Annotated in this window: 11 protein-coding genes; 7 read left to right on the forward strand and 4 right to left on the reverse strand. The window is 42.9% G+C overall.

From position 1 onward, the window contains the following. Window positions 1-2 precede the first annotated feature (2 nt). The 5 genes from HC965_RS08270 (at window position 3) to HC965_RS08290 (ending at window position 7188) form a co-directional block, all read left to right on the forward strand. A complete protein-coding gene (locus HC965_RS08270; protein ID WP_044656831.1) occupies window positions 3-563 on the forward strand; it encodes a F0F1 ATP synthase subunit delta in 561 nt (186 codons plus the stop codon). Next, window positions 563-2146, forward strand: a complete 1584-nt coding sequence (atpA, locus tag HC965_RS08275) for a F0F1 ATP synthase subunit alpha (protein WP_191031048.1) — start codon at window positions 563-565, stop codon at window positions 2144-2146. Before HC965_RS08270 ends, atpA begins: the two co-directional genes overlap by 1 nt. A 232-nt stretch (window positions 2147-2378) precedes the next feature. Then, complete coding sequence (locus tag HC965_RS08280; protein WP_191031049.1) at window positions 2379-3275, forward strand: F0F1 ATP synthase subunit gamma; 897 nt, start codon at window positions 2379-2381, stop codon at window positions 3273-3275. Window positions 3276-3838: 563 nt separating this feature from the next. Next, window positions 3839-4270, forward strand: coding sequence for a DoxX protein (locus HC965_RS08285; RefSeq protein WP_191031050.1), 432 nt, complete (start codon window positions 3839-3841; stop codon window positions 4268-4270). A 323-nt stretch (window positions 4271-4593) separates the two neighbouring features. Next, window positions 4594-7188, forward strand: coding sequence for a helix-turn-helix domain-containing protein (locus tag HC965_RS08290; protein ID WP_191031051.1), 2595 nt, complete (start codon window positions 4594-4596; stop codon window positions 7186-7188). Here HC965_RS08290 and HC965_RS08295 read toward each other — a convergent pair. The 3 genes from HC965_RS08295 to HC965_RS08305 all read right to left on the reverse strand — a co-directional run bounded on the left by HC965_RS08295 (window position 7185) and on the right by HC965_RS08305 (window position 9400). Continuing rightward, on the reverse strand, window positions 7185-7805 hold the full coding sequence (locus HC965_RS08295; protein ID WP_191031052.1) for a lysine exporter LysO family protein: 621 nt from the start codon (window positions 7803-7805) through the stop codon (window positions 7185-7187). The two genes, HC965_RS08290 and HC965_RS08295, sit on opposite strands and share 4 nt — an antisense overlap. Then, complete coding sequence (locus HC965_RS08300; protein ID WP_022138007.1) at window positions 7802-8080, reverse strand: LysO family transporter; 279 nt, start codon at window positions 8078-8080, stop codon at window positions 7802-7804. Before HC965_RS08300 ends, HC965_RS08295 begins: the two co-directional genes overlap by 4 nt. A gap of 402 nt (window positions 8081-8482) precedes the next feature. After that, entirely contained in the window at window positions 8483-9400 is a 918-nt protein-coding gene (locus HC965_RS08305; RefSeq protein ID WP_191031053.1) for an SDR family oxidoreductase, read from the reverse strand. A gap of 148 nt (window positions 9401-9548) precedes the next feature. Here HC965_RS08305 and HC965_RS08310 point away from each other — a divergent pair, with 148 nt between their 5' ends. Then, complete coding sequence (locus HC965_RS08310) at window positions 9549-10718, forward strand: RtcB family protein (protein WP_191031054.1); 1170 nt, start codon at window positions 9549-9551, stop codon at window positions 10716-10718. A 112-nt stretch (window positions 10719-10830) separates the two neighbouring features. On the opposite strand, the gene HC965_RS08315 is transcribed toward HC965_RS08310, so the two are convergent. Beyond that, window positions 10831-11985 (reverse strand): acyltransferase, encoded by a 1155-nt coding sequence (locus HC965_RS08315; protein ID WP_191031055.1) that lies wholly within the window; start codon window positions 11983-11985, stop codon window positions 10831-10833. A 173-nt stretch (window positions 11986-12158) separates the two neighbouring features. Between HC965_RS08315 and HC965_RS08320 the strand changes: the two genes are divergently transcribed. After that, window positions 12159-12974, forward strand: a complete 816-nt coding sequence (locus tag HC965_RS08320; RefSeq protein WP_191031056.1) for an AraC family transcriptional regulator — start codon at window positions 12159-12161, stop codon at window positions 12972-12974. Window positions 12975-13173 lie beyond the last annotated feature (199 nt).

The following is a 13173-nucleotide window of genomic DNA, read 5'->3' on the forward strand; positions in this document are numbered from 1 at the left end:
AGATGGAAGTCGGAATACTCTCAATGCGTTACGCAAAAGCGATGATTGAATACGCGCAGGAAAAAGGTTTGGAGGACAGGATATACCAGGAGTTTATGACTCTGGCTTATTGCTTCCGTGCCCAGCCCGGGTTGCGTGAAACGCTTGAAAATCCTGTCGTCACGACGAAGGAGAAATTGGCGCTGGTCTGTACCGCTGCCGATGGTGACGGTAAGTCAACGAGGGAGTTTGTCCGTTTCATCACTTTGGTATTGAGAAACAGGCGTGAGGGCTATCTGCAATTTATCAGCCTGATGTATATGGACCTTTACCGGAAACTGAAACATATCGGCACAGGCAGGCTGATTACGGCCGTGCCTGTCGATAAGGAGACGGAAGACCGGATTCGCTCTGCTGCCACGCATATCCTGCACGCCCAAGTGGAACTGGAAACGGTGGTAGACCCGTCTATCGACGGTGGATTTATCTTCGATATCAACGACTACCGGCTGGACGCGAGCGTTGCCACGCAGTTGAAGCGAGTGAAACAACAATTTATTGATAAGAATAGGAGAATTGTATAATGTCTGAAAATATAAGAGTAAGCGAAGTATCGGATATATTGCGCAAGCAGCTCGAAGGAATCAACGCCAATGTGCAACTTGACGAAATCGGTACGGTGCTCCAGGTGAGCGACGGCGTTGTCCGTATCTATGGACTGCGGAATGCCGAAGCGAATGAACTGCTTGAGTTTGACAATGGTATCAAAGCAATCGTGATGAACCTCGAAGAGGACAACGTAGGTGCTGTGTTACTGGGGCCAACGGACAGAATCAAAGAGGGATTTATCGTGAAGCGTACCAAGCGTATCGCCTCTATCCGTGTGGGAGAGGGGATGTTGGGACGTGTCATCGACCCGCTGGGCGAACCGCTCGACGGTAAAGGACTGGTTGGCGGTGACCTGTATGATATGCCGTTGGAACGGAAAGCTCCGGGAGTTATCTTCCGTCAGCCGGTAAACCAGCCATTGCAGACCGGATTGAAGGCTGTGGATGCCATGATTCCTATCGGCCGCGGACAGCGTGAGTTGATTATCGGTGACCGTCAGACAGGAAAGACCTCTATCGCGATTGACACGATTATCAACCAGCGTAATAACTTCCTGGCGGGTGACCCTGTATATTGTATCTATGTGGCTATCGGTCAGAAGGGTTCTACTGTTGCTTCTATCGTGAATACGCTTCGCGAGTACGGCGCGCTGGACTACACGATTGTAGTTGCCGCCACGGCGGGTGACCCGGCTGCCTTGCAGTATTATGCACCGTTTGCGGGTGCCGCCATCGGTGAGTATTTCCGTGATACCGGTCGTCATGCATTGGTTGTCTATGATGACCTTTCCAAGCAAGCGGTAGCTTATCGTGAGGTTTCTTTGATTCTTCGTCGTCCGTCGGGACGTGAAGCATACCCGGGTGATATTTTCTACCTGCACTCCCGTCTGTTGGAGCGTGCGGCAAAGATTATCAGCCAGGAAGAAGTGGCGCGCGAAATGAACGACTTGCCGGACAGCTTGAAAGACATCGTCAAAGGTGGTGGTTCTCTCACCGCACTGCCTATCATCGAAACGCAAGCAGGTGACGTCTCGGCCTATATCCCCACGAACGTGATTTCTATCACCGACGGACAGATATTCCTCGAAACTGACTTGTTTAACCAGGGTGTACGTCCTGCCATCAACGTCGGTATCTCGGTATCCCGTGTAGGTGGTAACGCACAGATTAAGGCGATGAAGAAGGTTGCCGGAACATTGAAGATGGACCAGGCGCAATATCGCGAACTGGAAGCTTTCTCCAAGTTCAGCAGTGATATGGACCCGATTACCGCCCTGACCATAGACAAGGGACGCAAGAATGCCCAACTGTTGATTCAACCTCAATACAGCCCGATGCCCGTAGAGCAGCAGATTGCTATTCTCTACTGTGGTACGCACGGACTTCTCCGTAATGTCCCATTGGATAAGGTGCAGGACTTTGAACGCAGCTTCATCGAATCTCTGCAACTGAATCACCAGCAGGATGTATTGGATGTCTTAAGGACGGGTGTTATCGATGATAGTGTAACGAACGCCATCGAAGAGACTGCCGCCATGGTTGCGAAACAGTACTTATAGAAATGAATAATGAAGAATTAAGAATGAGGAATTGACTGCATTATAAAGGCATGATCGTATTATAAAGGAATTGCCGGTATTATACCTATAAAAGTATTGACCGTAATTATAATCGTATTGTCGTCCACCATCTTATTCTTCATCATCTGTACAGGATTTTATTATTAATTAGTTGACTGTACGGTATAGTAAATTCTTCATTCTTAGTTTTTCATTTTTAATTTAAAAAGTTATGGCTTCACTGAAAGAAGTAAAAACCAGAATAAATTCGGTAAAAAGTACCCGAAAAATCACTTCAGCAATGAAGATGGTGGCTTCTGCCAAATTACACAAGGCACAAGGAGCCATTGAGAATATGCTGCCTTATCAGAGGAAGTTGAACAAGATTCTGACTAATTTCCTAAGCGCAGACCTTCCTATCGAGTCTCCTTATGTGAAAGAACGCGAAGTGAAGCGTGTTGCCATTGTCGCTTTTTCCTCGAACACCTCTCTATGTGGTGCTTTCAACGCCAACGTCATCAAAATGTTATTGCAAACGGTTGGCGAATATCGCACCCTGGGCCAGGATAACATCTTGATTTTCCCAGTAGGCAAGAAGGTGGATGAAGCCGTGAAACGCATGGGTTTCCAACCACAGGAAACTTCTCCAACGCTCTCCGACAAACCGACGTATCAGGAAGCCGCCGACCTGGCTCACCACCTGATGCAAATGTATGTATCCGGCGAAGTGGACCGTGTAGAGGTTATCTATCACCACTTCAAATCTATGGGCTTGCAGATTCTTCTCCGTGAAACGTATCTCCCCATCGACCTGACGCATATCATAGATGAGGAGGAGCAAAAGAACAAGGAGGAAGTGGAAGACCATGAAATAGCGAACGACTATATCATCGAACCCAACGCCGAAGAACTGACTGCCAACCTTATCCCGACTGTATTGAGCCAGAAGTTATTTACGGCTGCCGTAGATTCGAATACTTCGGAGCACGCTGCGCGTACATTGGCTATGCAGGTAGCTACGGATAATGCGAATGAGTTAATTCAGGATTTGACGAAGCAGTACAATAAGAGTCGTCAACAGGCGATTACAAACGAGTTGCTGGATATTGTTGGGGGCTCTATGAAATGATGTCTTGGGGGATGTTCTTTTCTTTTGTCTTGAAACAAAAGAAAGAACCAAAGAAAAATTCAAGGCTGACTTTTTTCTCCTACTCGTTCCCTTCACTGCGCTAAAGGGCAGAAACTCGCCTCGCTCAAACAGTCTGCCCTTCTTAACGCTTCGTTCCGGTCTCTCGCTTAACGGAGAAAAAAGTAGGCCGGGAACCCATTCGGTGTGCTCGTTGCTTGCTATTCGGTGATGGATGTTTGTTAATAGCTGTATATTGCTTGCTATTAGTTGCTTTCTGCTCGTTGATAGTTATCGTTTGTTACTATTCGTTGATGGCTGTTGTGAGAGAGTTAATATATTTATCAAAAAGGGATTGAGGTTGAATCTAAGATTTATTCTGGTTCAACCTCAATCTCTTTTTGATATGGCGGGTAGGTATTATTGTATAATCATTAGTCTATTTTTCACTACATATGCATTTTACCGGAACATATGATTGCTTTCTTTCGTTTTATAAGTAGAAGTCTTTTTTGGCTTTAAAACTATTGGCTTTTTTTATTATACATCATTGTAATATTCTTAATATGACTAAGAAAATAGATTATATCTCCTTGTTTGCCCGCTTTGCCATTGCTTTAGGTTTTTTGTCTGCTGTTGCAGACCGTTTAGGGTTATGGACTCCGTTATTGGGAAGTGAAAATGTTGTTTGGGGTAATATGGATAGTTTTACTGCATACACTGGTGTCTTATTACCGTGGATTCCTCAGTTCTTAATACCACTATTTGCATGGGCTGCTACAATAGCAGAAACTGTTTTGGGAATACTACTATTAATTGGTTTCCAAAAACGTTTGGTCTCCCTTCTTAGCGGTATTCTACTGTTGACATTTGCATTTGCCATGGTGTTTTCCCTAAATGTAAAAGCCCCCTTCGATTATAGCGTATTTGCCGCTGCCGCGTGTGCTTTCTTACTATATAAAGAAAGCGAACCAGTAACCCCTAAAGCAGATTCATAATTATTACAACTACCAAACAGTTGCACCGAATTATTCAGCCCTTCCCGCAAGGAACTACTTACATATCATTGACTTAATGCCACAAGGATTTACACATCGCATTAACTTACACTATTCATGTGCAACATCGCATATATCCTCAAAAATTATCCATATTGACATCATATATATTGGCTTACATCCCGAATGGTTTCCCGGCCTCGTTTTTCCGGCGCTTGACGCCGGAAAAACGCAGCCTTGATTCTTTCTTTTTGGTTCTTTTTCTTTCGTATCAAGACGAAAGAAAAAGAATATTAGCTACCTTTGTTGAAAATTTGAAGCACATGGAAAATAACCCTGAACTGCAACTCGCATGGCAGTTCATAGAAAATACAGGCACACATCTATTTCTTACCGGTAAAGCAGGAACCGGAAAAACTACATTTTTGAGACGATTGAGAGAACAAAGTCCTAAACGCATGGTTGTTTTGGCGCCTACGGGTATTGCAGCTATCAATGCGGGCGGAGTTACCATTCATTCCTTCTTTCAGTTGTCCTTTGCACCATTCGTGCCCGAAACCACATTGAACTCTTCTCAAACACATTATCGTTTCAGTAAAGAAAAGCGGAATGTCATCCGGAGTATGGACTTGCTGGTCATAGATGAGATTAGTATGGTGCGTGCAGATTTGCTGGATGCGATAGACGCTACATTAAGGCGGTATCGGGATAGAGAGAAACCATTCGGCGGGGTGCAGTTACTGATGATTGGAGATTTGCAGCAGTTGGCACCTGTGGTAAAAGATAGCGAATGGGAATTGCTGAAAAATCACTATACAACACCCTATTTTTTTGCGAGCCGAGCTCTGAGAGAGTCGGTATATATGACGATTGAGCTACAGAAAGTCTATCGTCAGAGTGATACCTTCTTTCTTTCCCTGCTGAATAAGATTCGTGAGAATCAAGCAGATGACGAAGTACTGAATGAACTGAATCGCCGGTATCAGCCGGGATTTCGTCCGCCGAAGGAAGAAGGCTATATTCGTTTGACGACACATAATTATCAAGCACAGAAAGTGAATGATAGCGAGTTGGCATCTTTGCCGGGGAAGACATATAGCTTCCGTGCAGAGATAAAAGACACCTTTCCCGAATACCTGTATCCGGCGGATGAAGTCCTCACAATAAAGGCAGGGGCACAGATTATGTTCCTCAAAAATGATGCATCATCAGAAAAACGGTACTATAACGGCATGATTGGCGAGGTGATAACTGTCAGTGATGCGGGGATGATTGTACGGGGAAAAGATAATGGAGATGAATTTCAGTTGTTGCAAGAGGAGTGGGGAAATTATAAGTACGTGCTGAATGAAGAAACGAAAGAAATCACAGAAGAGATAGAAGGAACGTTCCGTCAGTATCCTATTCGACTGGCGTGGGCTATTACGATACATAAGAGTCAGGGGTTGACGTTTGAACGTGCTATTATTGATGCACGAAATTCTTTTGCGCATGGGCAGACGTATGTAGCATTGAGCCGTTGCAAAACTCTGGAAGGAATGGTGTTGGAATCCCCTTTGCGGAGAGAAGCTATTATTAGTGACAGTACGGTAGATAGTTTCACAAAAGAAGTGGAAAAGAATAAACCGGGAAACCAGCAGTTGAATGATATGCAGAAGGCTTATTTCTTTGACTTGTTGAGTGATTTGTTCAGTTTTTATTCCCTCGAACAGGCATATAAGCGGTTGCTTCGCTTGATGGATGAAGACCTTTACAAACTCTATCCGAAGCTGCTTGCTGAATATAAGGCGTTGGCTCCTCATGTTAAAGAAAGAATTGTGGAAGTTTCCCAGCGTTTTCGTAATCAATATACGAGGTTGATAAATGAAGATGAGGGCTATGCGGTAAACCAAGAGTTGCAGGAACGGATTCGTTCCGGTGCGGGATATTTCAGTAAAGAGCTGGCACCTGTTCGTGCGTTGTTTGAAAAGACGAATATGCCTCTCGATAATAAAGAATTGCGGAAGCAGTTGAATGAACGTTTGCAGGCGTTGGATGATGCCTTGTGGATTAAAGAATCTTTGTTGGAAGCAATGATTGTGCAACCGTTTACTGTCACGGGATATTTGAAATTGAAAGCTAAGGTAATGTTGAACCTTGAAGATGACTCTTCTTCCAGTTCTTCAGCAAAGGCTTCGAAAGAGAAAAAAGAACCGAAGGAACGCAAAGAGCGTATACGTAGCAGCTCTGCAAAAGCCAAAGTCGAGGTTCCTACGGATATTCTGCATCCCGAGCTTTATCGTGCGCTGTCTGAATGGAGAACGGCTAAAACACGTGAAAAGAATCTTCCGGCTTATGTCATTATGCAGCAGAAAGCATTGATGGGAATTGTCAATCTGTTGCCGGATACTCCGGCGGCTTTGGAAGCCATACCGTATTTCGGTGCGAAAGGAGTGGAGAAATATGGGCTTGAAATTTTGGGGATTATTCGCAAGTTTGTGAAGGAAAACAAGGTAGAACGTCCTGAAATAAAAGAAATGTTGATTTCGGATTCGGGTGATACTGCTGAATTACGGAAAACGGAAAAGCAACGGAAAGAAGAAAAAAAGAGACTGAAAGAAGAGGAAAAAGGGAAGAAGAAAGATACCAAAATTGTCAGTTATGAGATGTTCCGTCAGGGGATGAGTATAGCTGAAATAGCTAAAACACGTGATTTGGTGACTGGGACGATTGCAGGACATTTGGAACAGTATGTTCGTTCGGGTAAGATTAAGGTGGAACAGGTGGTGAAAGCTGAAAATCTGGCGAAGATACGGAAGTATTTGGAAGAACATGAATATATGGGGATGTTTGCTATTAAAGCAGCATTAGGAGACGATGTCTCCTATGCTGATATTAAGTTTGTCCTCATTGCTTCCGGATTAGTCCGTCCGTCTTAGAGATTACAGAAGAAAGAGACGAAAACCGGAACGCTGATATCAATCAGGATACCGTGCAGGATGGCAATGGGAATCATTTCCTTTCCCGAATATCTGCTGATAGACGGCAACAACACATCCATCGAATTGACTCCGGCTACTGAGATAGGGGCTAGTTTCCCGAAATATTTCTTGATAACCGGAGTGCCCAGCAGAGCCATCATTTCACGGAAGATGTTGGTCAGCAAGGCGATAGTTCCCAGTTCCGTTGCCAGTTGAAGGCCGATGGATGGTTCCTTGAATTGGGTGATAAGGATAGAAGAAAGCGAGTAATATGCAAATCCGCTTCCCACTGCCATACAGTCGAATACACTCCATTGACGCAGTAGCAGGCTTGCCAGGGCCGAGAATAACAGTGTGCCGACAATGGTTCCCAATGGAATCAATAACATTTTGGGATGCAGATGTGAAACAATGGCTTTCAGATTCTTATTAGAACCGATACTGATTCCCACTTGCAGCATCAATGCGTAGAGTATATACATAGAAACGGTATGTGTATCAAATTCGAACTTATTGAAAAGTCCCATGACACAGCCTACGCAAAAGAATAATATAACAATCAGACTTCCTTTCATTGTTTACCTCCTTTCTTGAAAAATAGTTGTAATACTAAGCGGGCAGCAATCAGGCTTCCCAATACACCGGATGAAGCAAGAATAACAGCTTGCCATCCGAACTTTCCGAGATTGTTCACAATCAGGCTATTAGAGCCGATAGACACACCGAGAATAAAGAGTAACAAGAATATTGTAAGAGAAATTGTCTTTTCTGTCTTTTGCAAAATACTCCAGTTACGCAATACATAACCGATGCCGATTCCTAAGAACATAGTAGATATAATAGAGAACATAATGTATATATTTTTGGTTAGGTTAAACGAATAATTGAATTACACACTGCACATTTTCAAAAAAGATGATGCATCTTATTGAAAATCAAGTAGGAATACTGCTTATGAGTAACAAAATAAGTCGATAGGCAGTTCCTTTAAAAAAGGATGGGTGAATTTAGATGAATCCGCTGAACCAATGCACATGCACGCAACTAGAGTTGCAGAAAGAGGGTATCCCTGCAAGAGTCGGAGAAGCGGTATGTAATTGTAATATTTGATTCATCACTGGTCTTTTTTAATTTTGGTGCAAAGATAAGGCTTTATTGCATATTTTCAAAATAAATATGCAATAAAGATAGATTCTTGAAAGGTTGAAGTCGGAAAATACTGTTGTAATAAGTTGGTAATGTGTCCTTTCCCTTATAGAATTTCCCAATCTGAAAGAATCTTTTTTAGCTTTCGTGGTTCGTATCCAAGTATCGTTTTAGCTTTTTCAATACTCATTCCGCTGAAACGGGGACGGGGAGTGGCTTCTTTCATCTCTTCCGTAGTGGCAGGATGGATAAGCGAACGGTCGAGATTCATATAGTCTGCTACCTGATAAGCAATCTCGGCGATGGTCATACATTCATCCCCACAAATATGAAATATTCCGTTGGTCGTATTTTCTATCAGGAGTTGTATTCCGTTCGATACGTCTCCGACATAAGTCGGGGTTCGCCATTGATTGGATACAACGCGAATTTCTTGTCCGGCTTTCAAACGGTTCATCACTAATTGGACGATATTTCCATGCTGACCTGGCAAGGCTTTGCCATAAACAATTTCCACCCGAGCTATTGCGTAGTTGCTACAAATCCCGGCAACCTTTTCTTCGCCTTTCCATTTGGTAAATCCGTAATAATTAACGGGAGCGGGAACGTCTTCTTCCGTATATAATTGTCCGGTACGCTCATTCATCTTTCCGTCAAAGACGAAATCGGTAGATAGATGGATGAAGCGGCTTTTGTATTCCTCACAGAGATGTGCCAGTTGCTCTACTGCTGTAACATTGGTAAGACAGGCTTCTTCGTGGTGCGTCTCGCAATAATCGGGGACGGACAGAGCAGAACAGTTAACGACTACATCGGGATGAACTTCTTTGAAAAGGTCTTTCACAGCCGCCGCGTCCCGTATATCAGTTTCAATGAAATGATAGCTTCCAGCCTTGTCCGGAGTGGGAAGAATATCCGGGTGCAGGGAGCATCCGGTGACGTTATATTGTTTATGAGCAGACAAATCATTCAATAACTGGCGTCCGGTAAACCCGTTAGCGCCGATAATCAGTATATTTTTCATGAGTCCTTTTATAAGAAATTAGGGGCTGTTATTTTTGATACATCCACAAAAGTAGAAAATAAATTCTATTGCGCAAATAGATTTCGTACTTCCCTTTTTACTTTGCACCCGATAACAAGATTTACATGAATTGATAAAAGAAAAAAGTATGGAAAAAGTAATTATGGGAACACGTGTACCCGCCAAGTTGTGGTTGAGTGAAGTAGAAGATTCCTGTCTATCGCAAATCCGCGATTTGACTTCACTTCCTTTCGCATTCAAGCATATTGCTATTATGCCCGATGCGCATGCGGGAAAAGGAATGCCCATAGGCGGTGTATTGGCTACGAAAGGAGTAATTGTTCCCAATGCTGTGGGAGTGGATATCGGATGCGGAATGTGTGCGATTAAGACAAATCGTAAAGCAGAGGATTTCAGTTATACGGATTTGACTTCCATTATGTCAGAGATTCGTAAAGTTATTCCTTTGGGATTCGACCATCAGAATAAAAAGCAGGATAAAGAACTGCTTCCCCAAGGATTTGATTTTGAAGAAATGCCGATTGTGAAGAATCAATACGAAGCCTGCTTGAAGCAGATAGGTACGTTGGGTGGTGGTAATCACTTTATAGAAATTCAGAAAGATACGGCTACTTCCGATGTGTGGGTGATGATTCATTCGGGAAGCCGAAATGTCGGTCTGAAGGTTGCCAATCATTATAATAAGATAGCGCAATACTGGAATGAGAAATGGTATTCTGAAATGATTCCGGGATTGGCTTATCTGCCTATGGAGACGCAGATGGCAAAAGATTATTTCCATGAAATGAATTTCTGTGTGGCTTTCGCCTTTGCCAACCGTCAGTTGATGATGACACGTATCTGTGAATCCATTCAGGCAGTGAAACCGGATACGGACTTTGAACCGATGATTAACATTGCCCATAACTATGCAGCCTGGGAAAATCATTTTGAGCACGACGTGATTGTACACCGAAAAGGAGCGACACGGGCTTATGAAGGCGAGATTGGTATTATTCCCGGTTCTATGGGCACTAAGTCTTATATTGTCGAAGGTTTGGGTAATCCGGAGAGCTTCAAGAGTTGCTCGCACGGTGCAGGCCGATTGATGGGAAGAAAAGATGCCTGTCGTCGTTTGTCACTGGAAGAAGAAACGGAACGAATGAATCAGCAAGGTATCATTCACGGACTGCGTACGCAGGATGGTCTTGACGAAGCGCCGGGAGCTTATAAAGATATTGACCAGGTGATAGCCAATGAACGGGATTTGGTGAAACCATTGGTGGAACTGACTCCGATGGCAGTGATTAAAGGATAATGCCAATGAAAAGAGGAATAGAGAAAATCATTGCAGGAACGAGAAAAAAGCCGTCTATTGTCAATCAGTATTGGATGACAATAGACGGCTTCCCTTTTATTTGGACTTTATATTATTTCATTAGCCAATGTTTTCTTAACCACTCGCGCACAGGTATGTCATAAAGTTTAAGACTGGCGTAAGCCAAACCTATGGAGAGGATGAAGATAGAAACGCTAAGACAAATAATTGTGCCGAGAGGAGCATCCGGATGGCTGTTTGCCCAAGCTATTTGCATATAAATCAGTGGGAAGTGCGTGATATAGAGCGGATATGAAATCTCTCCAAGGAAAGTGCAGATAGCTACGGATTTTTTGCCTTTTATATCACTTCCTGCCCCCATAGCTACAATCAACGGGCATATGAGAAGTATGCAGAATGCTTCGTAGGCTCCATTCATCCACATATTTTCCTGACCTCCCAGACGGGGCATTGCCAACATTACAATAATAAGCACCGAACACCACCAAAATCCTCTTTTAATCTTGATGAGTTTATTGATTCGTGACAATAACAATCCCATGAAGAATGGATAAAGTAACCGGCTGATACCTATGTATATTTGGTCGGGAGTGATGCTCCAACCGCCTATGACTGTGTAAGCCGCACTTCTATTGGCAGAGAATATGTTGAATACATCTAGGTTCATCGTCAGGTCGATTGTCAGAAAGGCAGTTCCTATCACAAAGATGGTAAGAAGTGTTTTTGAAAAATGCCGGATAAATAGTGCATAGAGGATATTTGCGATATATTCGAGCATCAATGACCATGTAGGCCCGTTCAATGAATTTGTTTCCGCCCATCCACGTATATCCCATGAAGTGATTGCCGGAAGCATGGTACAACCTAAAAGGAACAAGATGAGCATCTTCCACCAAGGTGTTTCACTGATAAGCGGAAATGCGGAACAGTCGCCGAAATAAAAGAGCAAAGCTCCGAGCAATGTCCCCATGATTACCATCGGATGAAGACGTACAAGCCGGCGTTTGAAGAAATCTTTCAGTGTCATTTTGTTCCAGCGGTCATCATAGGCATAGCCGATAACAAATCCGGAGAGGACAAAAAAGAAATCGACAGCCAAATAACCATGATTCAGTATCTGATGTAAAGGGTCGTGAGAGTAAGTCTCGAAAAGATGGTAAGCTACTACCATCATTGAAGCTACGCCGCGCAATCCGTCTAAGATTTCATATCGCGGCTTGGATGCTAGATAATTACTGTGTTGCATAAAGAATAAAAAGTTTTTCTTGTGGTGGTATTCTATATTTCATATTAAAGACGGCGCAAAAATACACCGCAATCTTATATAACATTTGCCCTATTGTTTATTAGAATAGTCTTATATTTGCATTTTAGAGAGGAAAAAGAATATATAACTCTTTATATTTTAAATATAGTCCAATGTCGCAGACTGAAAAACATTCATATACTTTTGATAGTGTCCATCTTGCACCTGACGAGCAGATTGGTTTGCATCAGCATCCCACCTGGGAACTCTCTCATGTAATAACCGGTGCCGGAATACGAACGATAGGGGATATGACGGAGCCTTTTACCAGTGGAGAGGTTGTACTTGTACCGCCTGGAATACCACATTGCTGGTATTTTGACAACAAGGTTACAGATGCCGAAGGTAAAATAGAAAATATCACTTTGATAGTTGAGAATACTTTTCTGAATAACTGTGCCTCCTCCTTTGGAGAATTAAGTGAATATACAGACCGTTTCAGGAAGAATACGAATGCTGTTAAGTTTACAAAAGAAAAGTCCGGTGCGATGATTAGTATATTGAAGGAGATGTGCAGACAGAACGCCGCAGAGCGTATCGCATCTATTATAAAACTAATTATTCTGATTGGAGAAGGTGACGGAATACAGGTTGTCGGTAAGTATCGGAAGATTGATAAAGATAAAGAACGGATGAAGCAGATTCAAACATACGTTGTCTGTAACGCAAAACGGAATATAACTCTTGATGATGTGGCGCGGCATGTAGGTATGAATCGGGCGTCTTTTTGTGTTTTCTTCAAGAAAGCAACGGGACAGACCTTCGTCACATATCTGAATGAACACCGGATAAAATTGGCGTGCCAACTTTTAAAACAGAAAAAAATGTCTGTTTCCGAGATTTGTTATGCTGTCGGGTTTAATGATGTACCGTACTTCAATCGTGTGTTTAAGCGTTGTAATGGGACTACTCCGAGCGAATATAAATAGAAGAACAGCGGAAATGTAACGTATGGACATAAAAAAAGGAGCAACGCCTTGCTCCAACCTTTGTTAACCTTAAATCTAATACTATGAAAAACACATTGCAAAGGTACGTACTTTCGCGACATCTGCAAATAATCCAAGAAAAAAAGTATGTTTTATAACATTGATTAAGAATTTGTTTTCTCGATTCAATTTTTATTAA

The sequence above is a fragment of the Bacteroides sp. GM023 genome (genome assembly GCF_014750685.1).
In the GTDB taxonomy this organism is placed as follows: domain Bacteria; phylum Bacteroidota; class Bacteroidia; order Bacteroidales; family Bacteroidaceae; genus Bacteroides.

What these genes read in the sequence shown, in the direction of transcription:
- HC965_RS08270 (WP_044656831.1), top strand. Translation starts at nt 3, where the DNA reads ATGGAAGTCGGAATACTCTCAATGCGTTACGCAAAAGCGATGATTGAA.
- atpA (WP_191031048.1), top strand. Translation starts at nt 563, where the DNA reads ATGTCTGAAAATATAAGAGTAAGCGAAGTATCGGATATATTGCGCAAG.
- HC965_RS08280 (WP_191031049.1), top strand. Translation starts at nt 2,379, where the DNA reads ATGGCTTCACTGAAAGAAGTAAAAACCAGAATAAATTCGGTAAAAAGT.
- HC965_RS08285 (WP_191031050.1), top strand. Translation starts at nt 3,839, where the DNA reads ATGACTAAGAAAATAGATTATATCTCCTTGTTTGCCCGCTTTGCCATT.
- HC965_RS08290 (WP_191031051.1), top strand. Translation starts at nt 4,594, where the DNA reads ATGGAAAATAACCCTGAACTGCAACTCGCATGGCAGTTCATAGAAAAT.
- HC965_RS08295 (WP_191031052.1), bottom strand. Translation starts at nt 7,805, where the DNA reads ATGAAAGGAAGTCTGATTGTTATATTATTCTTTTGCGTAGGCTGTGTC.
- HC965_RS08300 (WP_022138007.1), bottom strand. Translation starts at nt 8,080, where the DNA reads ATGTTCTCTATTATATCTACTATGTTCTTAGGAATCGGCATCGGTTAT.
- HC965_RS08305 (WP_191031053.1), bottom strand. Translation starts at nt 9,400, where the DNA reads ATGAAAAATATACTGATTATCGGCGCTAACGGGTTTACCGGACGCCAG.
- HC965_RS08310 (WP_191031054.1), top strand. Translation starts at nt 9,549, where the DNA reads ATGGAAAAAGTAATTATGGGAACACGTGTACCCGCCAAGTTGTGGTTG.
- HC965_RS08315 (WP_191031055.1), bottom strand. Translation starts at nt 11,985, where the DNA reads ATGCAACACAGTAATTATCTAGCATCCAAGCCGCGATATGAAATCTTA.
- HC965_RS08320 (WP_191031056.1), top strand. Translation starts at nt 12,159, where the DNA reads ATGTCGCAGACTGAAAAACATTCATATACTTTTGATAGTGTCCATCTT.